The following is a 26,068-nucleotide window of genomic DNA, read 5'->3' as shown; positions in this document are numbered from 1 at the left end:
GCCGGTATTATGACTACTGTGAATCGCCTTCAATCATATCCGAATCTGGTTTCCCTCCAGGCCAGTCTTGCAAAGAGTCCAGAACGAACGGCTCGCCGTTGAAACTGAAAATCAACACATCCTGTTGAATTTGTTCAATAATTAGCCCTTTGTAGGGCGTATCGCCTTCACGATAAAGCGTACCATTGAGTGTCACGCTGCGTTTTGTCGGATCCGATGTGTAAACGTGGGCGCTGAACGCGATAAAAGGCAATTCTCCAGGTTTAGCGGTTTGCCAGCCGATGACCGGTTTTTTATCCGGCGGCGGCGCCGTTTCTGTTGCCACAGCAGGGGGGACTGAAGGGGAAGCGGTTTGCTCTGCGGCGATATTGGGCTGTGCTTGCTCCTGAATCTGTGCCCGGACTGGCGACGCGGCAACGATAGCGGCTGCCGGCAGATGGGCTGTCGGGGGGCTGAATTCCGCCCAGCGCTGATGGCCAAACCAGCCTAAAAAGAAAATCAGACAGGCATAGACAACCAATAGAGAGCCTGGAATTCGATAGCCTGAAGACGTTTCGCCCTGGGCTGGGGTTTTGACTTCCGATGTATTATTCACGTTGACCTCAAAACGTTGGCTCTCTCGGTTTACCCGGAGGAGCGGCATCCATGACCTGAACCTGCTATTTTTCAGAAAATAAGGCCCTGCTGGCAGTCATTCATCTTATTTATGTGACCCGTCTGCCATTTCGGCAAGATTTCCCGTATCTGAAAATCAGGGCAAATAAAATTTTGAGCCTGGTCGCAAAAAAAATAACGGGATGTGTTTTAATGAAACGATGTTTTAGTCTTATGGTGTCATTGTTTCTGTTTGTGTGAATTGTGCCCCTGATCGGGAATTTAGGGTGTTTTCACGGCGCATTAAGATGCGTGAATACGATGTATGGATGCACCGGAGGCAAAGGAGCTTGGGAGTCATTGTCATGCTGAATTATCCCGTGTAGCCATCGGGAGAAGCGACAAAAAGTCATTGGAATCGCTCATTTTGATGTTGGCGGTTTGTTTGTCGGGATTGCCGTCTTTTAAATACTCATACAAACATGACGGAGTCTATTCGAGTTCTGTTTTTTATCAAGATTATCTCTACGTGAATAAATATAACTCTTTCGGTCGGATAACGAGAACAGGATTGTTTAATAAGTGTTATAACCCGTTCGGGTTTTGTAATGTGTTTCGCATATCCTGAATATCAGATAATAGAGCGATAGCGCAATTGAGTGAATTGAATTAAATATAACCAGGAACCTGTTGAAGGTGAAAGATAGCTGCGGGATGCAGAATACATTGTAGTGAAACATGATGAAATGATTGATAAATCAAGCCATGTTTTATAAGGAAATAACCAGAAAAAATGATATCTGTCCAAAGGATTGCCACGGTTTTTTTGTTTTATGCTTGCGAAAGCGTTGATCAGACTAATTTTTTCTGGGGTAGGCATTGAAAGCCCGGTTTGCCGTCATAGGGGCGTTTTATTATCCTCAAATGTTGTTCTGGTGCCTTGTGGGATAAGCTTCGGTGCCTTGTTGGATAAATAACACTCATGGCTGATTAGGGAATGAATAATTTCATGATGAGAATGCTGATCGCAGATTCTGTTGCCATATCATGATTGGTGAAATATCAAATATGATTCGTCTGGCGACGCGATTACGTAAAACGCATGTTGTTCTTTCCGGGGCTGAATGGCATGTTACTCTTCCTGGAAAGGAATTCTGTATTACCCCGGTTCGCATCCCTCAATGCGGATGGGTTAATCGGCGAACACATAGGGACAATGTTTGCAGATGAAAATCTCACAATTGCCACCGTTATCACCGCCTGTCGTCAGACGGATTTTGTTGGGGTTAGTGCTGTTGCTTATTTGTCAGCAACTGGCAATGCTGTTCTGGCGCGCGGGATTCCCGGACAACGCGCCAGCCCCCAACTCGCAGGTCATGCCGGCGCAGGCGCGGCAACAGCCCGTCCGGCTGAGCGATTTCACGTTGTTCGGCATTTCTGCGGAAAAAACGCAGCCTGGCGCGATGGATGCTGCTCAAATGACCAATCTGCCGCTTTCCTCTCTCAAACTCATGCTGACGGGCGTTATGGTCAGTACGAACGAATCATCCCGCTCGATAGCGATTATCAGCAAGGACAATCAACAGTTTAGCCGGGGAATCAACGAGGATGCCCCGGGCTATAACGCCCGCATTGTTTCTATTCGTCCGGATAGGGTCATTCTGCAATATCAAGGGCGTTATGAAGCGCTTGAACTGTATGTGTCGGACGGCGGCGACAGCGATGCGTCGATCCCCATGTCGCAGGTCAAAGAGCAACTGCAGCAACGGGCTTCCACCAATATGAGCGATTTCGTTTCCTTCTCGCCGATCATGAATGGCGATCGGTTGCAAGGGTATCGCTTGAATCCGGGGCCGCAGAGTGATGCCTTCTACCGCGTGGGATTACAGGATAACGATCTTGCCGTGGGGATGAATGGGTTGGATTTACGCGATCAGGAGCAGGCCAAGAAAGCCATGGAGCGGATGTCTGACGTACATAATTTTACCCTGACCGTGGAGCGAGACGGCCAACGGCAGGATATCTATCTGGAACTTGGGGGAGACGAGTAACGTGCTGGGCAAAGGGATAATGAAACGTTGGGGTTGGCTGGGATTAACCGCTCTCCTGATAAGTTCGACATACAGTTGGTCGGCTGAGTTTTCAGCCAGTTTCAAGGGCACAGACATTCAGGAGTTCATCAATACCGTCAGTAAGAATCTGAATAAAACCGTGATTATCGATCCGACCGTGCGCGGAACCATCACCGTGCGCAGCTACGATATGATGAACGAGGAGCAATATTACCAGTTTTTCCTTAGCGTGCTGGATGTCTACGGGTTTTCCGTGGTGCCGATGGATAACGGCGTGCTGAAAGTCATCCGTTCCAAAGACGCCAAATCCTCCGCCATTCCCGTCGCCAACGATGAACAACCGGGGGTCGGCGATGAGCTGGTAACAAGGGTTGTGCCGTTGAATAACGTGGCGGCCCGCGATCTCGCGCCGTTGCTGCGCCAACTCAACGATAACGCCGGTGCCGGTAGCGTGGTGCATTATGAACCCTCCAATGTCCTGTTGATGACCGGTCGTGCCGCGGTAGTTAAACGTTTGATGGAAATCGTCAGCACGGTGGATAAAACCGGCGATCGCAACGTCGTTACTATCCCGCTGACGTATGCCTCTGCGGACGACGTCGCCAAACTGGTCAACGATCTGAACAAAACGGATGAAAAAAATGCATTGCCCAGCACCATGGTGGCAAACGTGGTGGCCGACGGCCGTACCAACTCGGTCGTGGTCAGTGGTGAAGATAATGCGCGTCAGCGCGTAGTGGAAATGATCCATCAGTTCGACCGCAAGCAGGTGGTGCAGGGCGGTACCAAGGTGATTTACCTCAAATATGCCAAAGCGCTGGATCTGATCGAAGTGCTGGCGGGTAACGGAACCAGCGGCAACCGTAATTCATCGTCAACCAACAATCGTTCCTCGTCGACCCGATCGGGCAGCAGCTCCAGCAATAGCAGTTCCAGTAGCGCCAACAGTTCCAGCAATTCGTCATCTTCTTCCAACTCCGGTAATGGGTCGTACTCCTCGTCCGGTTCCGGCATGGGGTTTGGTTCCACGTTCGGTTCCAGCAGCAGTTCCGGCGGTCGCACCATTATTATTCAGGGCAAAGAAGTGATCATGCGGGCGCATGATCAGACCAACTCTCTGATTATCACTGCACCACCCGATATCATGCGTGACCTGGAACAGGTCATTAACCAACTGGATATTCGCCGTCCTCAGGTGTTGGTTGAGGCGATTATCGCCGAAGTCCAGGATGCAGATGGTCTTAATCTGGGGATTCAATGGGCTAACAAACGCGCGGGGATGACGCAATACACCAACACGGGAATGCCGATTTCTACCGCCATCGTTGGGGTCGACCAATACCGGGACGACGGTACGCTGACCAGTAATTTCTCTAGTGCGCTTGGTAGTTTCAACGGCATTGCCGCTGGTTTCTATCACGGTAATTGGTCGATGTTGCTGACGGCGTTGTCCAGCAATAGCAAAAACGATGTACTGGCGACCCCGAGCATTGTGACGATAGACAATATGGAAGCCACCTTCAATGTGGGTCAGGAAGTTCCAGTATTGACCGGATCCCAGACGACCTCGGCGGACAACATCTACAGTACGGTGGAGCGTAAGACCGTCGGCATCAAACTGAAAGTAAAACCACAGATCAATGAAGGTGATTCCGTATTGCTGCAAATAGAGCAAGAGGTTTCCAGCGTGGCGGATTCTTCCAGCAGTACCAGCAGCGATCTTGGCGCTACGTTTAATACCCGTACCGTCAATAATGCGGTTATGGTGACGAATGGTGAAACCGTGGTCGTCGGTGGATTGCTGAACAAATCTACGGTCGAAACGGACAGCAAGGTACCTTTACTGGGTGACATTCCGGTGTTGGGCAATCTGTTCCGTTCGAAGAGCCTCACTGTATCCAAACGCAACTTGATGCTGTTCCTGCGTCCAACGATCATTCGCGACCGTCAGCAATATCAGGCTACATCGATCAACCAATACAAAGCGTTCGACAGCGAACAGGATCTGCAGCGCAGCAGCAAGGTTTTGGATAGCAATACGTTGCGTCTGCCAGCTGGAGGCAATACCTATACCTTCCGTCAGGTGCAGTCGGCGATTGGTGCGTTCTACTCGGAGGGGCGATGAGCGAACAGCCCATCACCATGCCAGAACTGCGGCCGATATTGCCGTTTGCTTTCGCCCGCGCCCAGCAGGTTCTGCTGTTGCAGGAGGACGGCAGCGACACGGCTGAGGCGATCTGCACACCACAAGCGTCTGCCGCCGCGTTGCTGGAAGCGCGCAGAGTTGCCGGTCGGCCCTTGACGATTAGCCGTGTCAGCTCGGAAGAGTTCGAGCGGCAACTGGTTATGCGTTATCAGCGGGATTCAGAAGAGGCCCGCCGTCTGATGGAAGACATCGGTAACGACATTGATTTCTATACGCTGGCAGAAGAATTGCCCGACAGCGACGACCTACTGGACGCCGAAGACGATGCGCCAATTATCCGCTTGATCAACGCCATGCTGACGGAGGCCATCAAACACAAAGCTTCGGATATCCATATCGAAACCTTTGAACGTCATTTGCTGATCCGCTTTCGGATTGATGGCGTCCTCCGCGAGATATTGCGCCCGCAGCGGCAATTGGCATCGCTGCTTGTTTCGCGCATCAAAGTGATGGCGAAATTGGACATTGCGGAAAAGCGTGTTCCCCAGGATGGTCGCATGGCGTTGCGGATCGGCGGCCGAGCCATTGACGTGCGTGTTTCTACCTTGCCTTCCAACTACGGCGAACGTGTCGTGTTGCGTCTGTTGGATAAAAATAGCGTTCGGCTTGACCTGGAGTTGTTGGGGATGGTGGAGCGTAACCGCCAGTTGCTCGACACGCTGATTCATCGTCCGCACGGCATTATTCTGGTTACTGGGCCGACCGGTTCGGGGAAGAGTACCACGCTGTATGCGGCGTTGAGCCGTCTAGATTCTGCTGAACGCAATATCATGACGGTGGAAGATCCCATCGAATATGAACTGGATGGCATCGGTCAAACCCAGGTCAACCCGAAAGTCGATATGACGTTTGCGCGTGGGCTGCGCGCTATTCTGCGCCAGGATCCGGACGTCGTACTGGTGGGGGAAATCCGCGACGGCGAGACCGCACAAATCGCGGTGCAGGCATCATTGACCGGGCATCTGGTGTTGTCCACGTTGCATACTAATAGTGCGCTGGGGGCGCTTTCCCGGTTGCAGGACATGGGTATCGAGCCATTTTTGTTGTCCACCTCATTGCTGGGGGTATTGGCCCAGCGGTTGGTGCGCACGCTGTGCCCCGAATGTCGAGAGCCTTATACCATTACGGATGAACAACAACAGCAAACGGGGTTGCCCGCGGACACTCAGCTTTATCGGCCCGGCGGGTGCGATAAATGCGGGCATAGCGGCTATCGCGGTCGAACCGGTATCCATGAATTGTTACTGATTGACGACGCTGTGCGCGCCGCGATTCACCGTGGCGACGGCGAACTGGCTATCGCCGAAATGCTTGGCGGTAACAGGGCGACCATTCGTCAGGATGGGTTGGATAAGGTACTGGCTGGGATCACCACCTGGGAAGAGGTGGTCAGGGTAACTAAAGAGGAATGACATGGCCCTGTTTCAATATCAGGCATTGAATGCACAAGGGAAAAAGTGCCAGGGCATGCAGGAGGCGGATTCCGCGCGCCTTGCCCGTCAATTGCTGAGGGAAAAAGGGCTGACGCCGGTCAAAGTCGAGGAACAGCGCGGCGAAGCGGCGCTGCGTGGCAACGGGTCATTCTCGTTACGTCGGGCTCACCGAATTAGCGCCAGCGATTTGGCATTGTTGACTCGTCAGTTGGCGACGCTGGTTGCAGCGGCGTTGCCGCTGGAAGAGGCGCTGGATGCAGTGGCCAGACAGAGTGAAAAACCCAGGCTGAGGGCGCTGATGGCGGCGGTGCGGGCTAAGGTGGTGGAAGGTCACTCGTTGGCGGAGGCGATGGGAAATTTCCCCAACAGTTTCGAACGCCTGTATTGCGCGATGGTAGCGGCCGGCGAAGCGTCGGGCCATCTGGATGCTGTGCTGAATCGTCTGGCGGACTATACCGAACAACGCCAACAGATGCGCAGCCGCATTCAACAGGCCATGATTTATCCCTGTGTCCTGACGCTGGTGGCGGTGGCTGTCGTCAGTATTCTGCTCTCCGCCGTGGTACCGAAAGTCGTCGAGCAGTTCATCCATATGAAGCAAGCTTTGCCGTTATCGACCCGTCTGCTGATGAGCGTTAGCGATGCGGTGCGGACGTTTGGCCCTTGGGCGCTGCTGGCGTTGGTTTTGACTATCATGGGCGCGCGCGTGCTGTTAAGGGAAGAAAAGCGCCGGATTGTGTTTCATCGCCGTCTGTTATTTCTCCCGGTGGTCGGCCGTATCGCACGCGGGCTGAACACCGCCCGTTATGCCCGAACCCTCAGTATTCTTAATTCCAGCGCCGTCCCTCTGCTGCAAGCCATGCGCATCAGCGGCGACGTGCTGACCAACGACTATGCCCGTTTCCGTTTGGGGCAGGCGACCGACGCCGTGCGGGAAGGGGTTAGCCTCAATAAAGCGCTGGAGCAGACTGCGCTGTTTCCCCCGATGATGCGGCACATGATTGCCAGCGGCGAACGCAGCGGCGAGCTTGACGACATGCTATCCCGCGCTGCGGATAACCAAGATCGCGAGTTCAGTGCCCAGATGACGTTAGCGCTCGGGTTGTTTGAGCCGCTGCTGGTGGTGAGTATGGCGGGCATCGTGTTGTTTATCGTACTGGCCATTCTTCAGCCGATTTTGCAACTGAATACCCTGATGAGCATGTAGCAAAGATTCACACATTGATGAGGTAGGAAAAAAGATGGAACAGCGTCAGCGAGGTTTTACCCTGTTGGAGATCATGGTCGTCATCGTCATTCTTGGCGTGCTGGCGAGCCTGGTTGTCCCCAACCTGATGGGAAACAAGGAAAAAGCCGACAGGCAAAAGGCCATTAGCGATATTGTGGCGCTGGAAAGCGCGCTGGACATGTACAAGCTGGATAACAGCCGTTACCCCACTACGGAACAGGGCTTAGGCGCGTTGGTGAAGAAACCGACCACGCCGCCGGAGCCGCGCAACTATCCTCAGGATGGTTATATTCGCCGTTTGCCGCAGGACCCGTGGGGTGCGGATTACCAACTAGTGAGCCCCGGTCGTCACGGCAAGGTGGATGTTTTTTCTTATGGACCAGACGGTATGCCGGATACTGACGACGATATCGGTAACTGGAATGTCGGTAATGCCGGCCAAAACGGCGGTAGCGGGAGCAAATAGTGCGGCAACGGGGATTCACGCTGCTGGAAATCATGCTGGTGGTGTTGCTGGCCGGCGTGGCCGCCACGTTGATCATGATGGCGATCCCGACGCCGAAACGGCAGGACAGCGGCTGGCAGATCGCCCGTTTTCAGGCGCAACTGCAGTATGCGGTGGAGGAGAGTCAAATGAATGACCAAATTTTGGGCATTTATGTTCAACCTCACCGCTGGCAATACGCGCTGCTACAACGTCAGGTGGTAGAGAACTCGCCGGAAGACCGGCAGCAGTTGCGTTACCAGTGGCAGCCCTGGCTGCCTTATCGACTGTCTCAGCCCAATGAACTGCCCGCCAGCTTTGAGATGGAGCTGACGGTACAGGCCGGTGCGGCGGGTGATGGCGCGGGTTTTTCGCCGGGGAACGGCGACCCCAATATTCTGATTTTGCCCGGCGGTGAAGTAACGCCGTTCCGCTTGACGTTGCGTAACGGTAACAGCGCCGCCTGGCTACAGGTGGATACCAACGGTTTTCTGACAATGTCGCCGGACGCGAGGCAGTGATTGAGCATGAAGCAACGGGGGATGACGCTGCTGGAAGTGATGGTCGCGCTGGTGATTTTTGCGCTGGCTGGGCTGACGGTGCTGAGAACCACGGCGCAGCAGTCGTCCATGTTGAGCCGTCTGGAGGAGAAAACCTTTGCCGCTTGGATAGCGGAAAACCAGTTGGCGGTGCTGCGGTTGGAAAAGCGTCAGCCGGAAACCTTCTGGCTTGAGGGCGAAACCCGGTTTGCCGGGACGATGTGGTACTGGCGGATGTTGGGAGCGGATGCGGGTGTCGACAAGGTGCGATCGGTCGATGTCGAGGTGAGGCATGAAAAAGATAACGGCGCGGCGGATGCCGTGTTGCGCAGCTATGTGATTCGGCAGGATCCGCCGGGGGAACCCCAACCGTGATACGTACCCAGGAACAAGGCTTTACTCTGCTGGAAATGATGCTGGCGCTGGCGGTGTTTGCCGCGCTGAGCGTAGCGGCGTCACAGGTGCTGAATGGCGTTATCAAGAATGACGAAGCGTCGGCGCGCAAAGAGGCGCGACTGGCGGAATTGCAGCGGGCGTTTTCGTTGATCGAACGCGACTTCTCGCAGATTGTACCTCGCCGTAGCCAGGGGTATGCGTTGGGTTTTTTCGCTGAACGTTATCAACTGGGGAGTAATGACTGGGCGGTGAGCTTTGTCCGTTCCGGTTGGTTGAATCCGCTGGGTATTTTGCCCCGCTCCGAACTGCAGCGGGTAGGGTATCGCGTGCGGGACGGCCAGTTGGAGCGGTTGTTCTATGATTCGCCGGAACCGGCAGCGTCGCAGGAAGCCGCTATACGGCCGCTATTGACCCAGGTCGATGGTTTTACCTTGCACTTTTTCGGCCGCTCGGGGTGGCAGGATCGTTGGGATGACGCGAAGGAACTGCCGGATGGCATCGCGGTGGTCGTCACCTTGAGAGATTACGGCGAGATTACCCGGGTGTTTTTACTGACGCACCGGTTTGACGAAAAACGTGACCGACTGAGTGATAAAAAGGGTAACGGACAGGAGAAGGAGAGCGGCGAGCAGAGCGACGACAGCACGGACAAGAACACATCGCCAGAGAGTAATGAGGGTAGCTCATGAGCCGTCGTCAGCGGGGAATGGCGTTACTGATCGTGATGTTGATGCTGGCGCTGATGGTCACTGTGGCCGCATCCATTGCTGAACGCAGCGGCAGGGCATGGCAGCGGACGGATCACTTGCTGAGCCGTACCCAGGCTAAATGGTATGCCCTGGGCGCGGAAGCATTGATTGCCGGCGTATTGCAGCGCGACGGCGCAGAATCGCCGGAGCATACATTCATTGGGCAATCCTGGTCGCAAGTCGATCATCAGATGATGGACGATGGCTCGGAAATCCGGGGGCAAGTGGAAGATGGGCAGGCGTGTCTGAACCTGAACGCGCTGAATCCGATAAAGAAAAAGCCGGCTTCCGGCACCACCAGCAGCACCGAAACCAGTTCGGAAAACAATGCGGCTCAGAGCAGCAACGGCGGAACGGAGCAGACGCCTTACGCTGCACAGGTGTTGCGGCAGTTGATCATCATGTTAGGCGAGGATCCGGCACGAGCTGATCAGGTGACTGACTCGGTTCGTGATTGGCTCGATGAGGATAACGAGCCGCGGGAGCAGGGGGCGGAGGCCGACAGTTATCCGACCTTCCTGCCGGGAAACCAGCCAATGACCGATATAACGGAACTCAGGGCGGTAATGGGAATAGATGCGTCGCTGTACCGCCGACTGTTGCCCTATGTGTGCGTACTGCCAGTGGATAAGCTGGTTATCAATGTCAACAGCCTGACGCCTGATCGTGCGTTGCTGCTTTCCGCGATGTTTATGGGGCAGCTCAGTCCGGATAGCGCGGAAAAAATCCTACAGCAAAGGCCGCGGCAGGGATGGGATAAAATCAATGATTTCATGAGCATGTCGCAGATGCCGGAAGAGGGTAAATCCGGGGTGAATAAGTCATTGGCGCTCAAAAGCGAATGGTTTTTCGCCGACATTCAGGTACGGGTTGATGATAGCGAGTTCTATCAGCGCAGCCTGTTTCATCGGGGCAAACAGATCAACGTAATACAACGGCAGTACGGGGGATATAGGACGGTGAACCCATGAACAGAACCGAAAACATCGGCGGAAAGTACCGACTGATTGCCCGTTTTTCCGGGAGTGAAACCGATGAAGCGGAGTGGCAGTTCTGGTCTGTCGGCCGTCAGCACTGCGTGGTTCAGGGCAGCGGCACGGTGGAACAGCTTCAGTCTGTGTTGGCGGACTATCCCACTCAGTCGGTGCGGGTTTTAGTACCGGCAACCGACATCACCTTCCACGTACTGACGTTGCCGCGTCATTCCCGGCGCCAATTGCTTCAGGCAATCCCCTTTATGCTGGAAGAACAGTTAGCTGCCGATATCGAGCAGTTGCATTTCGCGGTTGTGGAATGGCAAGGCGATAAGGCGACGGTGGCGGTAATGCGGCGTACCAGCCTGGAGCGCTGGCTAAAGCAGACGGAGGCGCTAGGCGTGCCGATTGAAACCGTGGTGCCCGATGTGATGGTGCTGCCTCGCCAAGAGAGCGCCTGGAGTGCGCTCAATCATCATGATGTGTGGCTGTTCCGACTGGATAGCGGGATGGGGATGGCGGCGGAGCAAAGCTGGTATCAAGCGCTGCTGGAGACTTTTCAGCCGATGCCGGCGGTACGTTGCTACAGCCCGGTGCCGGCCGTCGCGTTAACCTGGCAACCGATGCCGGAAACTGATTTGCTGACGCTGGCCGCCGGCGCCGTTCTGCCTGGCAGCATGGATTTACGTCAGGGCGACTATGCACCGGTCAAACCCTGGCGGCAGGCGCTGGCGCCCTGGCGCAGCGTCCTGATCGCGCTGGCGGCTTATGTACTGTTATTGCTGGGCGAGTCAGTGTGGATGCACGTCCAACTGTACCGTCAGGCGCAGTATTGGCGTCAGGAAAGCGTGCGTGTCTATCGACAACTTTTTCCCGATGAGAAGCAGGTGATCAACCCACGCGCCCAGATGCAGCGACATTTGCAGGATGCGCAATCCGGCAACAGCGGCTTTGCACTGACGGAGCAGATGAATCGGTTGCAGCAACTGGTTGCGCAAAATGAAGGAATCGCCTTGCAGTCGCTGTCCTATGATCGCGGACGAGACGAAATGCGGCTCAGCGTGCGTGCGACATCTTTTGCCCAGATGGAACAGTTTCGTCAACAGGCGCAAGCGTATTTCCAAATCCCGCCGGGTGAGATGAAGCAGGAAAAAGACCACGTCGAAGGTCAACTGACCTTAAGGAGCCCGCAATGAATGAGTTACGGCGCCGTTGGCAACTTATGAGCGTCCGTGAACGCGGAATGATGGGATTATGCGGCGCGTTTCTGGCGTTGTGTCTGTTCTATTACCTGTGCTGGGCGCCCTGGCGGGATCTGGCACGGCAGTGGCAGACCGCCATCGACCGGGAACGGCAAACGGTGCGCTGGATGCAACAGCAGGCGCCTAAACTGCCGCCGCCCGGAGGTATCCGCCGCCAGATAGTGGGGCGCGACGCCAGTTTGACGGTATTGATCCCGCAGAGTGCTACCCAGTTCGGCATTACGGTGCTGAGGATGCAGCCGCAGGATAATCAGATTTCGGTGACGCTGGCGCGCAGCAACTTCAATGCGTTGCTGCACTGGCTGGCGGAGCTGGAGCAGAAGAACGGCATTATCACGCAAGGGCTGGATGTGGCGGCGGTGCCGAATGCGCCCGGTCAGGTGGAAGTGACTCGGTTGTCGCTGGAGCGACGTCCCTGATGCGTTCAACGGCGCTTTTTTCGCCGATGGATATCGTCGGCGGTCGATATCGTGATTATTCCCAGGGGAAATGGTAATGGATGTCAGTCAGTATGCGTTCGCGTTTCCCTCCGGATGGCGGGCGGCGTTGTTGGTGTTGGGGCTGATTGTCGGCAGCTTTCTCAATGTAGTGATCTACCGTTTGCCCATTATGTTGGGGCGCCGTTGGCAGCGAGAGGCGCGCTTTCACCTCGGTCTGCCGATGGGCAAGCCGGAGGCCCGGTACGATCTAGGCTGGCCGCCGTCCTCCTGCCCGCACTGCCACCGCCGGCTGCGGGTGCGCGACAATGTCCCGGTGTTGAGCTGGCTGCTGTTGCGGGGACGGGCTCATTGTTGTGGCAATGCCATCGACTGGCGTTATCCGCTGGTAGAGACGGCGACGGGGTTGCTGTTCTTGCTGGCGGGTATGGTGTGGCCGCCGGGGCTGGCCCTGTTCGGTGCGCTGTTACTGTTGTGCGTGCTGACGGTTGCGGCGGTAATCGATGCGCGCACCCAGCTTTTGCCGGATGTCGTCACGCTACCGTTGCTCTGGTGCGGGCTGCTGTTCAATCTGGTAGATACGTTTGTTCCATTGGACGAGGCGGTCATCGGTGCAGTGGCGGGGTATTTGTCGCTGTGGTTAGTGTATTGGGGGTTCCGGTTGTTAAGCGGCCGCGAGGCGCTGGGGTATGGCGATTTCAAATTGCTGGCGGCACTGGGAGCCTGGTTAGGGTGGCAGTCGTTGCCGAATCTGGTGTTGGTTGCCTCTCTGACCGGGTTGCTGTTGACGTTGTGCTGGCGCGGCATACGGCGCGCCAACCTGCAACAACCGCTGGCATTTGGCCCCTGGCTGGCGGTAGGGGGCGGTGTTGTTCTGTTTATCCATGCGCTGGCCGGGTTCGGATACTGATGTAGATCTGCCCGGCAGGCTTTAACCCTGAACCGGTGGAGAATAGGCCGAAAGATACCCTGCGGCGCAGTGCTTTTGCATGCCGGGAAGGGGCTCAAATATCGGCTAATTGGCCATGATGGCCGTGTCTGTGTGGCGTCGGCGGCACCGACCAAAATGAAAACAGGCTGCCGGATGAACCGTCAGCCTGTTGTGTGTTCGTTTTTTGTGTATATCGATGATGATTATTGTCGGAATGGTATAGCTGCTTCAACGCCGCCTGGAATAGCCGTCAGGGCTTATTCCACCATCATAAAAAACGTGCCTACCCACAAAAACAGAATGAATGAAACACCCATAAATAAGTACTTCACTGATCTCTCTCCTGCTATTGTCACGCCTGCAATGATTCCGATTGTGCGTTTCACTGTTCAAGATCATTCTGCAACGTTGCAGAATGTCCCACTGTCATTGCCGGGAGCATGGCGGCCAATGACGGAATCGGCGCTAAATCTACGCTTGGTCACGGGGTAATTCAATAGGTGCTCCTCGAAATCGACGGCGCTCGGCGTAAAACAGTAGCGGCTAAGGCTTCGTGCCAGTTTGAGTCTATTTCCTGACTGTTATCGGCTGTTTTGTCATCAGAAATCACTATCAAACCTGTTTCCGGCAGGAGTGGCTGCGTATTGCCGGGATGGCGGCGGATGGCAGCTGTATGCCGCCGGCGATGGGGAGCCAATAGCGCGTTTGATATGCCCGTTGCAGCGGCGGTTTCCGTTGGTTGCCATTACCTTCTTACCTGCAGAGTTTGCCTGAAATCATGGTTGTGTCAGTAATGCCTGGATCAATATCAGCCGTTATGCTATCGCTATTTCTTTTCTTATATAACGATAACCGGGGAATATAATGAATCGATATGGGTCAGTGCTATTGGCATCGGTACTGTTCGTGTTTTCTTGGCAAACACTGGCGACGCGGCAGGTAACGGATCAATTGGGGCGACAGGTGACGTTGCCGGATCAGGTGAATCGCGTGGTGGTGTTGCAACATCAGACACTCAATTTGCTGGTGCAACTGGACGCGCAGGATACGGTGGTAGGGGTGCTCTCCAGTTGGAAAAAACAGTTGGGCGCCGATTATGTACGGCTGGCGCCGCGTCTGGCGTCGCTACCGATGCCGGGCGATCTGACCCAGGTCAATATCGAAAGCGTACTGGCGTTGTCGCCGCAGGCGATTTTTATTGCCAACTATGCACCACCGGAAATGTTGGCACAGCTTGAACGCACCGGGATCCCGGTGATTGCCGTTTCATTGCGACAGGATAAACCTGGCGAAGCCGGCAAGCTCAATCCGACGATGGATGATGAAGAAACGGCATACAACGAAGGGCTGAAAGCGGGCATTCGGCTGATTGGCGAAGTGGTCAATCATCAGGCACAGGCGGAAGCGCTGATCGCCTACACATTTAAACAGCGGGCATTGGTTTCTGCTCGTCTGCAGGATATTCCGATGGAGCAGCGAGTCCGCGTGTACATGGCGAACCCGGACTTGACCACCTACGGTTCCGGTAAATACACCGGGCTGATGATGGCGCACGCGGGCGCGCTGAACGTGGCTGCCGCGACTATTCAGGGGTTCAAACAGGTCTCCATTGAGAACGTACTGCAGTGGAATCCGCAGGTGATTTTCGTTCAGGATCGCTACCCCGACGTTGTGGGCAAAATCCTGCAGGATTCAGCCTGGCAAGCCATCGACGCCGTGAAACAACAGCGGGTCTATCTGATGCCGGAATACGCCAAGGCCTGGGGATATCCGATGCCGGAAGCACTGGCCATCGGGGAGTTATGGATGGCCAAACAGCTCTACCCCGAGCGTTTTAAGGACATCGACATGCAGCAGGCCGCCAACGACTACTACCAGCGTTTTTATCGCACGACATACCAACGGACGACGGATAAACCGGCCAAATGACGCCGGCACGTTATCGGTTGCTGCTGGCGGTATTGTCGGCCTCGATGCTGCTGATTGCCGTATTCTCGCTGGGCGTTGGGCAATACCGATTGCCTGTTGTGCGTATTGTACAGATTCTGGCGTCGCCGTTTGGCGGCGCAGGACAAGCGATCCCGGCGATTGAACAACAGGTGGTGTGGGACGTTCGTCTGCCGCGGGTGTTGCTGGCACTGTTGGTCGGTTCCGGCCTGGCGCTGTGCGGTGCCACGTTGCAGGGCGTGTTCCGCAATCCGCTGGTGGATCCGCATATTATCGGCGTCTCCTCCGGCGCGGCATTCGGCGGCACACTCGCCATTCTGTTGGGGTGGCCGTCGGTCATGCTGTTGCTGTGCGCATTTGCATCCGGAATGGCGGCATTGTTACTGGTGTTTCTGATCGCCTCGTTGCTGGGGCGGCAGCACATTCTGGTGCTGATTCTGGCTGGAGTGATCCTGAGCGGTTTTTTTGGCGCGTTAGTCAGCCTGATGCAGTATCTGGCTGATACGGAAGAAAAACTGCCCAGCATTGTTTTTTGGCTATTGGGGAGTTTCGCGACCGCGCACTGGCACAGCGTATTCACGCTGGCAATTCCGTTGGTACTGGCAGGCGGTTTACTGCTGCGCCTGCGTTGGCGTATCAACGTATTGTCGATGGGAGAACAAGATGCCGTGACGCTGGGGATGCGGGGAATGCGTCTGCGTTGGTTGATTCTGACATTGTGCGCGGCGATCGTCGCGGCGCAGGTGGCGGTCAGCGGCAGTATCGGCTGGATTGGCCTAGTGGTGCCGCATATTGCGCGCCTCTGGGTGGGGCCGGATCACCGCCGGCTGTTGCCGACGGCCATGTGTCTCGGCGGCGGATTTATGGTGTTGGTGGATGATCTGGCGCGCAGTATCACCACTGCGGAAGTGCCGTTGGGTATTCTGACTGCGTTGCTGGGTGCACCTGCCGTGGTCATAGTGTTGTGCCGCTATCGGCAGGAGGTAAAAGGGTGAGCGATATCCTCTTGCGCGCCGACCAACTGGCGTGCGGTCATGCACCGGGGCGGGCGTTGTTCGAGCCGGTCAGCCTTAGCCTGCGCCGTGGCGAGATTACGGCGGTATTGGGGGGCAATGGCCGGGGGAAAACCACGCTGATGCAGACCTTGCTGGGGACATTGCCGCCGTTGTCCGGTCGTGTTGAGCGCCACGGGCTCATCGGTTTTGTGCCGCAACGTTTTACGCCGCCGTTTCCCTACAGCGTACTGGATATCGTGCTGATGGGGCGGGCGCGGCAGGTCGGTTTGTTCTCCATGCCGTCCGTGCATGACGTGGCACAGGCCCACGCCGCGCTGGCGTCGTTGGAGATGGATGCATTGGCGGATCGCCCGTTCGATCGGTTATCGGGTGGGCAGCAGCAGTTGGTGCTGATCGCCCGCGCACTGGCGACCGAGTGCCAGGTGCTATTGCTGGACGAGCCGACAGCCGCGCTGGATCTGGCGCATCAGTCGGCGGTACTGGTTTTGTTGCAACGGCTGGCTCGGGAGCAGAGGATCAGCGTCATGTTTTCCACTCACGATCCGGCGCACGGGGTCATGATTGCCCAACGCGCGCTGCTGTTGATGAATGACGGCGGCTACCTGTATGGGCCTAATGCCACCACCTTAACCGAAACCCATTTAAGCCGGCTTTATGGCGTGCCTATTCGTTCCTGTTCGTTGGAATGGGCGGGACAGCGCTATAGCACGCTGGTGCCTCTTTTCAGTGATATCACGCCATGATTGATCGTCCTTTACGTGTTTTTGCCGCCGGCAGCCTGCGGCTGGCGTTCCACGATTTGTTTGATGCTTTTTCCAGCCGTTACGCCATTGATATCGAACCGGAATTTGGGCCGGCCGGATTACTGGCCCAACAATTGATGGATGGCGCATCGGCCGATGTGTTCGCATCCGCTAACCGGGAACACCCTCTTCGCCTGGCGGCATGCGGCAAAGCGGCGGAGCCGATGGCGTTCGCTACTAATCGGCTGTGCATTACGATGCGCGACGATCCGGAACTGGTGCGACAGCACTGGCTATCGGCGCTTGGCGATCCTCGCTATGTGTTATCCACGTCGACGCCGGGCAGCGATCCCGGCGGTGATTATGCCCAGGCGCTGTTTGCGCGTATTGAACAGTTGCACCCCGGCCAAGGCGAGGCGCTGCGTCAGCGTGCGCAAGCGCTCGTGGGCGCGACGCGCGCAGCGCCGGCGCCGTCCGGCGTACCTGCGGGCGCCGCGCTGATTCTGAATGGGCAGAGCGATATGCATATCGGTTATGCCAGCTATATTCCCCAAATGCGGCGTATGGGCGGCGTGCATATCGTCGAGCTGGATGAACCTTACCAGATTACGGCCTGCTATATGTTGACGACACTGTTGCCGGTGTATCCGCCTGCCGTCCATCTGGCCCGTTTTATCTGCTCTGACGCGGGGCAGGCGGTGTTGGCGCGGCATGGTTTCGGCCCGGCGCTGGCCGTGTAGCCTCGCGGAGAGCCCCGCTGAACCCTGTAAATTTGGTGCGGCCAAACACGATACAAAAATCCTATCCCGTGATAGGCTGTTAAACAGGGCTGATATTGTTATCAGATTGTAATGATGTTGGGTCAATCGGCGTCGGCAAACGCGAATACGACAATGAATACGACAATGTCGTGCCGCACCGTGTTGCCCCGACAGTCCATTCAGCAGGGGGATACAGAGCCTGATGCAGACAACAGAAGTTGACCAGCGGCTGGCGGAGATCGATCAGCGTTTAACGATGGTGCTGGTGCCGGGATTGCGTGACAGCGATGAAGATCATTGGCAGAGCTATTGGGAACGGCGTTTCCCGTTCTGGCGTCGTATCCGCCAGAAAGAGTGGTATCAGGCGGATCTGGATCGCTGGGTGCTGGCGATTCGCCGCGAACTGGCGAGTTGCGATCGACCGGCGATTCTGATTGGCCATAGCTTCGGCGCGCTGGCGTCCTGTTATGCTGTCCAGCAAGGCATGGCCGGGATCGCCGGCGTGATGTTGGTGGCGCCCGCCGAGCCGATGCGTTTCGAGATTGAGGATCGCATTCGGCCGGAACCGTTGACGGCGCCGAGCCTGGCGTTCGCCAGCCATAACGATCCACTGATGACTTTTTCCCGCGCTGAATACTGGACGAATGCCTGGGGCAGTGAGCTGGTGGATGTCGGTGAAGCCGGGCACATCAATGCCGAATCAGGCTTTGGTAAATGGGAATACGGCCTGACGCGGTTGGCGTCCTTCGCCGAAAAGCTGTCCCCACCCGCGTGACCCTCGGCGGCGTCCGCCGCCATGTCTGTTCGGCTCGGCGCTGAATATCTCGGTTGCCCGCCTGCTATCAACCTCTTTCTTGTATCGCTGGCGGCGTCCCCTTTTGTCGGGCATGCCCGCATCAAGGCATTTCCCTCGTCTCTGTAAGCCGGATGTTCTGTAAGCCGAATGTTCTGTAAGCCGAATGTTGTACCCGGCATGAGGATGTCGGCGTCGGCTAAGCATATTAGACGGCGTCATTTGTCAGGTCGCAGGCCTGGATGGGTATGTTCAGAGCGTAGTGCCGGCGGGTACGGGACAGGCGGCTATCTTGCCCGATACCTTGCCGCCGGCATTTAAGGCTGGATGACGGTGGTGGTCAACCGCGAGACGCAACAAAGCGTTTGCCGTGGGTCGACGATTTCAATCTGCCAGACCTGTGTGCGCTGTCCCAGATGCAACGGCTGGCAGATCCCCCGCACCTCGCCCTGGCTAACTGCCCGCAGATGAGTAGCGTTGATTTCGCTGCCGACTACGCTGGCGCCTGGCGGCGTGCACAGCCAGCCAGCGACTGACCCTAGCGATTCCGCCAACACCACGGAGGCTCCGCCGTGCAGCAGACCGAACGGTTGCCGGGTTCGATCGTCTACCGGCATGGTGGCTTCCAGGCAGGCGTCTCCGATATGGGTAAAGACGATCCCCAAATGCGATAACAAGCAGGTTTGGCTCATGTGATTAAGGCTGTCCAGCGAGACATCGCGTTGCCAAATCATCATTCGTATCAGGCCCCAAGCGTCGCGCCGCCGTCGATCACGATATCCTGCAGCGTGATATGGCTCGCCAGATCGGAGGCGAGAAACAGTATGGCATCGGCGATTTCCCGTGGTTGAGCGATTTTCCCCAACGGAATACCGAGTTTGTACTGGGCCGGAAAACCGTCGATGGTGTGCTGTTCCGAAGCGGGAGAATGCCACAGGCCGCGTTGCATCGGGGTATCGGTCGAACCGGGTGAGACCAGATTGCAGCGTACCCCATAGGGCGCCAGCTCCAGCCCCACCGTCAGGCACAGGCTGCGCAACGCCGCTTTGGACGCACAGTAGGCCGCCATGCCGACGCGCGGAACGTGCGCCGCATTGGAGCCGATCGAGACGATGGCACCGCGGCGTTGGCGCTGGAACTGAGGGATCACCGTCTGAAACAGGTTGAACGCGCCGCCTGCGTTGACTGACAGGCAATCCAGCCAGTCCTGCTGGCTCAGGTTTTCCGTCTGTCCCATGCGCAGGATCCCGGCGCCGTTGACCAGCACATCCAGGTGCGGCTGTTCCCTGAGCAACGCGCCGCAGCAATCGGCGACCGCCGATGCGTCGCTGATGTCCAACTCGCGAGCGGAAAACGGCAGGTCGGTATGGGAGAATGCCCGGTCGAACCCGATCACCTCGGCACCCGCCGCCGCAAACCGGCAGGCGGTATCGTAACCGATACCGCGACCCGCGCCTGTAACCCACACGCGCTGGCCTTGAAAGTGCAAACCGCTGTTCATACGCCCTCCCGTACTGGGTTGAGCAACTGATGCCAGTGCCGCAGCGTCGGCTGCCTGACCAGCGCGACGAAATCGAGGTCGTGTCCCTGCTGACGCCAGCGGGCGACCAGCGACATAATGCGAACCGAATCCAGCCCATAGTCGAGCAGATTTTCGTCATCGCAGATGTCATCGCTGTCGTCGTCCAGCAGCGGCAACAGCTCGGCGCGCAGTTGCGTCAGTGTGTAGCCGGTCGCAGGCGCCAGCGCTGACAACGCCTGAGCGGTAGTGACCACCCGGCCGCAGCGCCCGGCGGTATAACGCAGCGCCATCATGTGCTCTTCCTGGGAAAAATCCGCCAGAGCATCGGCCACCATGAACGGTTTGACATCACGCATGAAGGCATCGGTGGCCGTCGTCAGGCAACCGATGTGGGCATAAACGCCGCAGATGATCAGCTGGTCACGCCCGCTCTGTTTCAGCCGTTGTTCCAGATCGGAGCGCTGGAAGGCGCTGTAGCGCCACTTCACCAGCACGGTATCCTCAGGATCCGGCGCCAGCGCGTCGGTAATTTTTTGCTGGTCGGGGTGCCGGTTAAGCCCTGGGCCCCACATGTCGTTCAACAGCGCCCGGTCGGCGGGGCTCTGCTGGTCTGGCTGGGCAGTGTAGAACACCGGGATGCCCAGCTGACGGCAAATCTGTTTCAGGCGCACGATATTTGCGATCAATTGTTGGGTCAGCTGGCTGTCCTGGCCCCAGAAATTGAGGAAGTAACACTGCATATCGTGGATCAGCAACGCAGCACGGTCGGCGTCCAATGGCCAGTTGACCTTGTTGGCGGGCAATTGATCGTCGGTAGGCAGCGAATAGTCGTTCAGCGATGGAATACTCATGATTTACTCTCCTGCGGTTGCCGCCAGACGCTGTTCGGCCAGCTGGCGCAACTGCTTTTTATCCACTTTGCCGACGGCGGTTTCCGGCAGTAACGGCAGGGTTTCGAAACGATCCGGCAATTTGTAGTCGGCGATGCCTTGCTCGCGCAGGTGGCGGCGCAGCATAACGGGCTTGACGGGCTCTCGGGTGACGATGAACGCGCAGCTTTTTTCACCCATCAGCGTATCGGGAATGGCAACCAGCGCGGCATTGATCACCGCCGGGTGACGCAGCAGCAGGTTTTCCACCTCTTCGGCAGCAATCTTTTCGCCGCCGCGGTTGATTTGATCCTTCTCGCGGCCGACCACCTGCAGATATCCGTCTTCTTGCAGGATCACCAGATCGCCGGAACCGTAGAACCCCTGTGCGTCGAACGCCTGACGGTTGTGCTCTGGGCTACGGTAGTAGCCGCGGAAGGTATAAGGGCCGCGGGTCATCAGGCGGCCGGCCTGGCCGTGCGGCAGCGGGTTGCCGTTGGCGTCAGCGACCCATACTTCGTCGTCGGGGCTGATGGGGCAGCCCTGCGTGGTGAACATATGCTGCTCGTCATCATCCAGGCGGGTGTAGTTCACCAGCCCTTCCGCCATACCGAATACCTGTTGCAACTGACACCCCAGCTCCGCCGGAATGCGGCGCGCCAGCGATTCGCTCAGCCGCGCACCGCCCACCTGTAGCAGTTGCAGGCTCTCCAGCGCGTTGCGTTGTCCAGCCAACGCCACTGCCTCCAGCCACAGCGTGACGGCCGGCGGTACCAATGCGGTAACGTTGATGTGGTGGCGGGCGATCAGCGGGAAGCAGCAGCTGGCGCTGGGGTCATGCGCCAGTACGACGGTACCGCCCGCATAAAATGCGCCCAGCGCGCCCGGTGAACTGAGCGGGTAGTTGTGGGCGGCGGGCAGCGCGCACAGATAGCGGGTCTGCCGGTCGAAACGGCAAATCTCCACGCTGCCGCGGATGCTGTAGTAATAATCGTTGTGGGTTCGGGGGATCAGTTTGGGTGTCCCGGTACTGCCGCCGGATAGCTGGAAGAACGCCACTTCGTCCGCCGCAGTGGGGGTGTCTTCCCATGCGAGGGGGGCTTCGTCGTACAGCAGACGAGCCAAATCCCGCGTCTCATCTTCATGGCCGAGCAGGATACTGTTTTGTAGTGTCGGGCAGCGCTGGCGCAGTTCGTCGATAAAGTCGTTATCCGCAAACAGAGGGTGGCGACGATCGGCGATCAGCAGCGCCGGCGCTATCTGGTCGGCGTAAGCGCGCAGTTCGCTGCGTTGGTGATTGTATAAGGCGTTGACCGGCACAACGCCGGCTCGCAGCAGGGCGAAGAAGGTTAGATAGAATTCGGCGGTATTGCCCAATTGCACCAGCGCGGTTTGTCCCGGCAGTACGCCATATCGCCGCAGTGCTGCCGCCAGACGGGCGCTCAACTGCTGCATTTGTGCATAGCTGAACCGACGCTCGCCGCAGATCAGTGCCGTCGCTTCACTGCCGGCGTGACGGGCAATGATGTCGCTCAGCGGCAAATCGTTCCAGTAGCCGCACTCGCGGTAACGGCGCGCGAGTGCGGCCGGCCAACGGGTAAATTCGAGCGTCATGCGGCACGCTCCTGGGGTTGACGCAGGCCGAAAGCACGCAACATGGTGCTCAGTTTCACACCGGTTTCTTGCCATTCACTAACCGGTTGTGAGTCCGGCACGATGCCGGCGCCGGCGAACAAACGCACGCGATTCTGGTGTATTTCGCCGCAGCGGATGGTGACGACCCACTCGCCGTTACCTTGTGCGTCGCACCAACCGACGATGCCGCCGAACAGCCCACGGGTAAAGGGCTCCAGCTCGGCGATACGTTCTCTGGCCGCCAGTGTGGGCGCGCCGCACAGCGCCGGGGTCGGGTGCAGCAGGCAAGCCATCGACAGCGCATTTTCCTGCGGATTACGCACGATACCGCTGATGCGGCTTGCCAGATGCCACAGCACCGGGGTGTTGAGCAGTGTCGGTGCGTCCGGCAGCGTTAGCGTCTGGCAACGCGGAGTGAGCAGGCGCGTGATCTCTTCGGTAACGATGCGGTGTTCGTGGCGGTCTTTACCCGACTGCATCAGCGACTGGCGTAGTTGCTGATCTTCCTGCGGATCGTCGCTGCGCCGGGCTGAGCCCGCCAGCGGTTGCGACAGCACGTCGTTGCCGCGTTTATACAGCAACAGTTCCGGGCTGGCGCCCAGCAGCGCGCCCTGCGCCAGCGGAACATGAAAATTGTAGCTCCCGGGGTTCTGCCGATTGAGTCTCAACAGCATCTGGATGGAATCCAGCGGTTGGTCGGTATCGATATCCAGCAGACGGGACAAGACGATTTTGTTCAGTCGACCTTCACGGGTATCGGCCACGCCGGCGTTGACCATGCGGCAAAATGCCTCGTGTTCCGGGGATTCCCGCAACCGGCGAATGGCGATCGGCGTATCTGCGACGTCAAGCGATTGCAGCTCTTCGCGTGGGAACCAGCGGGCGTGCTGAGGAATGAACAGGTGGGCCGGCTGGCGTTTGTCGAATGGAATGGCGCCGACCAGCAACGAATGCGGTAATCCATCCTGATGGGCTGCGGCAAACAGGTCGGAAACCTGCTGCTGGAAGGCACCCTCAAGATCGCCGCCATCTTCTGTCGATGCGCTCAGCGAAGCGTAGCATCCTCGGGTGTGCAGACTGCCTTGCGGCGACAGGAAGAGAAAATCGTCGTTCAGTAGTGAACGGGAGTGCAGAGCGTGGGTAGTGGCTGATAGCGTCGACACAGTCTGTTCCTTATGTCTGTTGAGTAAACCTATCGCGTGTAGTCGGTTGTGGCATAAGTAGGGCGGACAACACGTCCGCCCGAGAAAACCGCTTACCAGCTGTAGCTGACGCTGGCGACAACGGTACGGCCCGAGCCATAGAAACAGGCTGTGGTGCCGGAGCAGGACGCGACATAGTGTTTGTCGGTCAGGTTGTTGACGTTGAGTTGTAACGTCGTGCCTTTCAGGTTCGGCAGTGCTTCGCCCAGTTCGTAACGCGCCATGGCGTCGTACAGGGTATAGGCCGGCACCTTGAAGGATTCGGCGTTATCCCCATAGCTGGTGCCGATGTAACGCACGCCGGAGCCCAGCGTGACGCCTTTCAGCGGGCCGGTCAGGAAGCTGTAGTTGCCCCAGGCGGACGCGGTGTGACGGGGAATGGCCGCCGGCGACTTGTTGACCTGGCTGGCGGTGTTGCTCTCTTTGGTCTCCGCATCGGTGTAGGTGTAGGCCGCGATCAGGCTGATTTCCGGTGTTAATTGGGTGTGGGCCTCGGTTTCCACCCCTTTGGATTTCACTTTGCCGATCTGTTCGTAGTAACCGATGGTGCTGTTGTAAGAAGAGATATTCTTCTGGGTGATGTCGAACAACGATACCGTCAGCAGGGTATTACTGCCCTTGGGCTGGAATTTGATCCCCACTTCTGACTGTTCGCCGGTTGTCGGGTCGAACGGTGCGGTACCGGGAGCGCCGCTATCGAGGTTAGGCTCGAACGAGGTGCTGTAACTGATGTACGGTGAAATCCCGTTGTCGAAAGCGTACAGCAACGCGGTGCGGCCGGTGAATTTGGCGTCGTTTCTTTCGTCCGTAGTGCTGGTATTGCGATTGGTGGTTTTGACCTGGCTCCAGTCATGGCGACCGGATAACAGTAGGTTCCACTGATTCCACTCCAGTTGATCCTGCAGATAAGCGCCGGTCTGATCCAGCTTCTTGCGTTGGTTGGTGGTCAGGGACTGTGTGCTTTCGTTGATGTTCAGGCCGTAGGTTGGGTTGGCCCAGTCAAGATCGTACTGGCTGCCGGCTGCACGCCAGAGCTTGTAATCGCGATCCGTCCATTTGTAATCCAGCCCGCCAATCAAAGTATGGGATATTTCGCCGGTGCTGAATTTCGCTTTCAGCTGGTTGTCCAGGCCCAGTTCGTTCGCTTCGGTTTCTTCGCGCTGTGCACGACGAGACAGGGTGGTATTGGTCGCGGTACCGCCAGTGGAATACACCAGATATTTATATTTCTCATTCAACTGGGAATAACGGAAGTTCTGCTGGAACGAGAACACATCGTTGAACGAGTGATCGAAGATATAACCGATAGCGGTTTGCTCGCGCTTAGACTGGTTATAGTTGGGATCGCTGACGTTAAAATCATAAGGCAGATAACCGGCGCTGGTGCCGAATACGGTGCCGTAAGCCGGCAGGAAGTTACGCTGCCCTGCTTTGGGGTCGTTCTGGTAGCTGGTCAGCAGGGTAAAGCTGGTATCCGGGTTGGGGAGCCAGGTGATCGCCGGTGCGATAGCTACACGCTGTTGTTTATAGTCATTAACGAATTCTTTGCGGGTGCTGGCGATGCCGTTCAAGCGGTACAGCAGCGATTTGTCGTCGTTAAGCGCGCCGCCGAAGTCAAACGCGGCTTCGCCCAGGCTTTGGTTGCCAGCGCTGAATTTAATCTTGTGAATCTCTTCCGCCGTCGGGCGTTTGCTGGTCATGCTGATCAGACCGCCGGGGTTAACCTGCCCGTACAGTACGGAAGCCGGGCCATGTACCAGTTCTACGCGCTCCAACAGCCACGGGTCGATTTTCCCCATCACGCCGGCCTGGCCGTTTAAGCCATAGCTCAATCCATCCAGGAATTTAGGCGCATAGCGGAAGCCGCGGGCAATTACTTCATCGCTGCGGTTTGAGGAACCGCGGTAGTTTGTCACCACGCCGCTGGAATAGTTCAGCGCGTCCGAGACGTTGGCAACCGCCTGGTCGTCCATCTGATCGCGGGTCACGACGCTGACAGATTGGGGGGTTTTCACCAACGGCGTGCTGGTTTTGGTGCCCGCAGCACTTTCCTTGGCGACGACGCCTTTCAGCGGCGCGGTGACACTTTCATTGGTACTGGCGGAAACGACAATGGTGTCATTTTGGGTTGTCGTTGCCGCCTGAGCCAGCGGCGCGACCAGTAAAGACATGAAAATAGCTAATGGTTTCTTTTTGGTGTGATACATCGGCTTTCCCCTCAGAAAACAGCCCTGTTGGTTCAGTATATGTACATGGGCGAGCCATATCGAAAGGT

25 protein-coding genes are annotated in these 26,068 nt (G+C 57.1%); 18 read left to right on the top strand and 7 right to left on the bottom strand.

The features are described from left to right. Positions 1–13: 13 nt before the first annotated feature. Positions 14–595, bottom strand: a complete 582-nt coding sequence (gspB, locus tag HEP82_RS14745; protein ID WP_243061614.1) for a type II secretion system assembly factor GspB — start codon at positions 593–595, stop codon at positions 14–16. Positions 596–1,820: 1,225 nt separating this feature from the next. Between gspB and gspC the strand changes: the two genes are divergently transcribed. The 18 genes from gspC (at position 1,821) to HEP82_RS14655 (ending at position 18,547) form a co-directional block, all read left to right on the top strand. Next, on the top strand, positions 1,821–2,645 hold the full coding sequence (gene gspC / locus HEP82_RS14740; protein ID WP_192458768.1) for a type II secretion system protein GspC: 825 nt from the start codon (positions 1,821–1,823) through the stop codon (positions 2,643–2,645). A gap of 1 nt (position 2,646) precedes the next feature. Then, on the top strand, positions 2,647–4,791 hold the full coding sequence (gene gspD, locus HEP82_RS14735) for a type II secretion system secretin GspD (protein ID WP_192458767.1): 2,145 nt from the start codon (positions 2,647–2,649) through the stop codon (positions 4,789–4,791). Continuing rightward, complete coding sequence (gspE, locus tag HEP82_RS14730; protein WP_192458766.1) at positions 4,788–6,284, top strand: type II secretion system ATPase GspE; 1,497 nt, start codon at positions 4,788–4,790, stop codon at positions 6,282–6,284. Before gspD ends, gspE begins: the two co-directional genes overlap by 4 nt. 1 nt (position 6,285) lies before the next feature. Continuing rightward, positions 6,286–7,512 carry a type II secretion system inner membrane protein GspF gene (gene gspF, locus HEP82_RS14725; protein WP_192458765.1) on the top strand — a complete coding sequence of 409 codons (1,227 nt, stop codon included), beginning with the start codon at positions 6,286–6,288 and terminating at the stop codon, positions 7,510–7,512. A 34-nt stretch (positions 7,513–7,546) separates the two neighbouring features. Continuing rightward, complete coding sequence (gene gspG / locus HEP82_RS14720) at positions 7,547–7,999, top strand: type II secretion system major pseudopilin GspG (RefSeq protein WP_012765090.1); 453 nt, start codon at positions 7,547–7,549, stop codon at positions 7,997–7,999. Further along, positions 7,999–8,538, top strand: a complete 540-nt coding sequence (gene gspH, locus HEP82_RS14715; protein ID WP_192458764.1) for a type II secretion system minor pseudopilin GspH — start codon at positions 7,999–8,001, stop codon at positions 8,536–8,538. The genes gspG and gspH overlap by 1 nt, the downstream gene beginning before the upstream one ends. Before the next feature lie 6 nt (positions 8,539–8,544). Beyond that, positions 8,545–8,931 carry a type II secretion system minor pseudopilin GspI gene (gene gspI / locus HEP82_RS14710; protein ID WP_192458763.1) on the top strand — a complete coding sequence of 129 codons (387 nt, stop codon included), beginning with the start codon at positions 8,545–8,547 and terminating at the stop codon, positions 8,929–8,931. 35 nt (positions 8,932–8,966) lie between these two features. After that, positions 8,967–9,641 carry a type II secretion system minor pseudopilin GspJ gene (gene gspJ / locus HEP82_RS14705; RefSeq protein ID WP_237048300.1) on the top strand — a complete coding sequence of 225 codons (675 nt, stop codon included), beginning with the start codon at positions 8,967–8,969 and terminating at the stop codon, positions 9,639–9,641. Continuing rightward, the gene (gene gspK, locus HEP82_RS14700; protein WP_192458761.1) at positions 9,638–10,672 is read left to right on the top strand and encodes a type II secretion system minor pseudopilin GspK; all 1,035 of its coding nucleotides are present in this window, start codon (positions 9,638–9,640) and stop codon (positions 10,670–10,672) included. The genes gspJ and gspK overlap by 4 nt, the downstream gene beginning before the upstream one ends. Further along, complete coding sequence (gene gspL, locus HEP82_RS14695; protein ID WP_192458760.1) at positions 10,669–11,871, top strand: type II secretion system protein GspL; 1,203 nt, start codon at positions 10,669–10,671, stop codon at positions 11,869–11,871. The genes gspK and gspL overlap by 4 nt, the downstream gene beginning before the upstream one ends. Continuing rightward, a complete protein-coding gene (gspM, locus tag HEP82_RS14690) occupies positions 11,868–12,356 on the top strand; it encodes a type II secretion system protein GspM (RefSeq protein ID WP_192458759.1) in 489 nt (162 codons plus the stop codon). The genes gspL and gspM overlap by 4 nt, the downstream gene beginning before the upstream one ends. A 76-nt stretch (positions 12,357–12,432) precedes the next feature. After that, entirely contained in the window at positions 12,433–13,284 is an 852-nt protein-coding gene (locus HEP82_RS14685) for a prepilin peptidase (RefSeq protein WP_192458758.1), read from the top strand. Positions 13,285–13,458: 174 nt separating this feature from the next. Then, complete coding sequence (locus HEP82_RS20290) at positions 13,459–13,797, top strand: hypothetical protein (RefSeq protein ID WP_237048291.1); 339 nt, start codon at positions 13,459–13,461, stop codon at positions 13,795–13,797. Positions 13,798–14,169: 372 nt separating this feature from the next. After that, positions 14,170–15,234, top strand: a complete 1,065-nt coding sequence (locus HEP82_RS14675; RefSeq protein ID WP_192458757.1) for an ABC transporter substrate-binding protein — start codon at positions 14,170–14,172, stop codon at positions 15,232–15,234. Continuing rightward, positions 15,231–16,247: a FecCD family ABC transporter permease gene (locus HEP82_RS14670; protein WP_192458756.1), complete on the top strand. Its 1,017-nt coding sequence runs from the start codon at positions 15,231–15,233 to the stop codon at positions 16,245–16,247. The genes HEP82_RS14675 and HEP82_RS14670 overlap by 4 nt, the downstream gene beginning before the upstream one ends. Beyond that, complete coding sequence (locus tag HEP82_RS14665; RefSeq protein WP_192458755.1) at positions 16,244–17,011, top strand: ABC transporter ATP-binding protein; 768 nt, start codon at positions 16,244–16,246, stop codon at positions 17,009–17,011. The genes HEP82_RS14670 and HEP82_RS14665 overlap by 4 nt, the downstream gene beginning before the upstream one ends. Next, on the top strand, positions 17,008–17,751 hold the full coding sequence (locus HEP82_RS14660) for a molybdate ABC transporter substrate-binding protein (RefSeq protein WP_192458754.1): 744 nt from the start codon (positions 17,008–17,010) through the stop codon (positions 17,749–17,751). The genes HEP82_RS14665 and HEP82_RS14660 overlap by 4 nt, the downstream gene beginning before the upstream one ends. A 223-nt stretch (positions 17,752–17,974) precedes the next feature. Further along, positions 17,975–18,547, top strand: a complete 573-nt coding sequence (locus HEP82_RS14655; protein WP_192458753.1) for an RBBP9/YdeN family alpha/beta hydrolase — start codon at positions 17,975–17,977, stop codon at positions 18,545–18,547. Between the two features lie 335 nt (positions 18,548–18,882). On the opposite strand, the gene HEP82_RS14650 is transcribed toward HEP82_RS14655, so the two are convergent. From HEP82_RS14650 to HEP82_RS14625, 6 genes are all read right to left on the bottom strand, one after another. Next, positions 18,883–19,299, bottom strand: a complete 417-nt coding sequence (locus HEP82_RS14650) for a hotdog fold thioesterase (RefSeq protein WP_192458783.1) — start codon at positions 19,297–19,299, stop codon at positions 18,883–18,885. 8 nt (positions 19,300–19,307) lie between these two features. Next, positions 19,308–20,066 (bottom strand): 2,3-dihydro-2,3-dihydroxybenzoate dehydrogenase, encoded by a 759-nt coding sequence (gene dhbA / locus HEP82_RS14645; protein WP_192458752.1) that lies wholly within the window; start codon positions 20,064–20,066, stop codon positions 19,308–19,310. Then, complete coding sequence (locus HEP82_RS14640; protein ID WP_192458751.1) at positions 20,063–20,938, bottom strand: isochorismatase; 876 nt, start codon at positions 20,936–20,938, stop codon at positions 20,063–20,065. The genes dhbA and HEP82_RS14640 overlap by 4 nt, the downstream gene beginning before the upstream one ends. Positions 20,939–20,941: 3 nt before the next feature. After that, complete coding sequence (locus tag HEP82_RS14635) at positions 20,942–22,570, bottom strand: (2,3-dihydroxybenzoyl)adenylate synthase (protein WP_192458750.1); 1,629 nt, start codon at positions 22,568–22,570, stop codon at positions 20,942–20,944. Further along, positions 22,567–23,754: an isochorismate synthase gene (locus HEP82_RS14630; protein WP_192458749.1), complete on the bottom strand. Its 1,188-nt coding sequence runs from the start codon at positions 23,752–23,754 to the stop codon at positions 22,567–22,569. The genes HEP82_RS14635 and HEP82_RS14630 overlap by 4 nt, the downstream gene beginning before the upstream one ends. A 92-nt stretch (positions 23,755–23,846) precedes the next feature. Continuing rightward, entirely contained in the window at positions 23,847–26,000 is a 2,154-nt protein-coding gene (locus HEP82_RS14625; protein ID WP_192458748.1) for a TonB-dependent siderophore receptor, read from the bottom strand. Positions 26,001–26,068 lie beyond the last annotated feature (68 nt).

This window comes from Musicola keenii (genome assembly GCF_014855505.1).
Classification (GTDB): Bacteria; Pseudomonadota; Gammaproteobacteria; order Enterobacterales; family Enterobacteriaceae; genus Musicola; species Musicola paradisiaca.
The sequence above is the reverse complement of the archived record's forward strand: the minus strand, read 5'-3'. Positions and strand labels throughout refer to the sequence as shown.

Coding starts and splice junctions, on each gene's coding strand:
- gspC (WP_192458768.1), top strand. CDS start 1,821: ATGAAAATCTCACAATTGCCACCGTTATCACCGCCTGTCGTCAGACGG.
- gspE (WP_192458766.1), top strand. CDS start 4,788: ATGAGCGAACAGCCCATCACCATGCCAGAACTGCGGCCGATATTGCCG.
- gspF (WP_192458765.1), top strand. CDS start 6,286: ATGGCCCTGTTTCAATATCAGGCATTGAATGCACAAGGGAAAAAGTGC.
- gspG (WP_012765090.1), top strand. CDS start 7,547: ATGGAACAGCGTCAGCGAGGTTTTACCCTGTTGGAGATCATGGTCGTC.
- gspI (WP_192458763.1), top strand. CDS start 8,545: ATGAAGCAACGGGGGATGACGCTGCTGGAAGTGATGGTCGCGCTGGTG.
- gspJ (WP_237048300.1), top strand. CDS start 8,967: ATGATGCTGGCGCTGGCGGTGTTTGCCGCGCTGAGCGTAGCGGCGTCA.
- gspK (WP_192458761.1), top strand. CDS start 9,638: ATGAGCCGTCGTCAGCGGGGAATGGCGTTACTGATCGTGATGTTGATG.
- gspL (WP_192458760.1), top strand. CDS start 10,669: ATGAACAGAACCGAAAACATCGGCGGAAAGTACCGACTGATTGCCCGT.
- gspM (WP_192458759.1), top strand. CDS start 11,868: ATGAATGAGTTACGGCGCCGTTGGCAACTTATGAGCGTCCGTGAACGC.
- HEP82_RS14685 (WP_192458758.1), top strand. CDS start 12,433: ATGGATGTCAGTCAGTATGCGTTCGCGTTTCCCTCCGGATGGCGGGCG.
- HEP82_RS20290 (WP_237048291.1), top strand. CDS start 13,459: ATGAACCGTCAGCCTGTTGTGTGTTCGTTTTTTGTGTATATCGATGAT.
- HEP82_RS14675 (WP_192458757.1), top strand. CDS start 14,170: ATGAATCGATATGGGTCAGTGCTATTGGCATCGGTACTGTTCGTGTTT.
- HEP82_RS14670 (WP_192458756.1), top strand. CDS start 15,231: ATGACGCCGGCACGTTATCGGTTGCTGCTGGCGGTATTGTCGGCCTCG.
- HEP82_RS14660 (WP_192458754.1), top strand. CDS start 17,008: ATGATTGATCGTCCTTTACGTGTTTTTGCCGCCGGCAGCCTGCGGCTG.
- HEP82_RS14655 (WP_192458753.1), top strand. CDS start 17,975: ATGCAGACAACAGAAGTTGACCAGCGGCTGGCGGAGATCGATCAGCGT.
- HEP82_RS14650 (WP_192458783.1), bottom strand. CDS start 19,299: ATGATTTGGCAACGCGATGTCTCGCTGGACAGCCTTAATCACATGAGC.
- dhbA (WP_192458752.1), bottom strand. CDS start 20,066: ATGAACAGCGGTTTGCACTTTCAAGGCCAGCGCGTGTGGGTTACAGGC.
- HEP82_RS14640 (WP_192458751.1), bottom strand. CDS start 20,938: ATGAGTATTCCATCGCTGAACGACTATTCGCTGCCTACCGACGATCAA.
- HEP82_RS14635 (WP_192458750.1), bottom strand. CDS start 22,570: ATGACGCTCGAATTTACCCGTTGGCCGGCCGCACTCGCGCGCCGTTAC.
- HEP82_RS14625 (WP_192458748.1), bottom strand. CDS start 26,000: ATGTATCACACCAAAAAGAAACCATTAGCTATTTTCATGTCTTTACTG.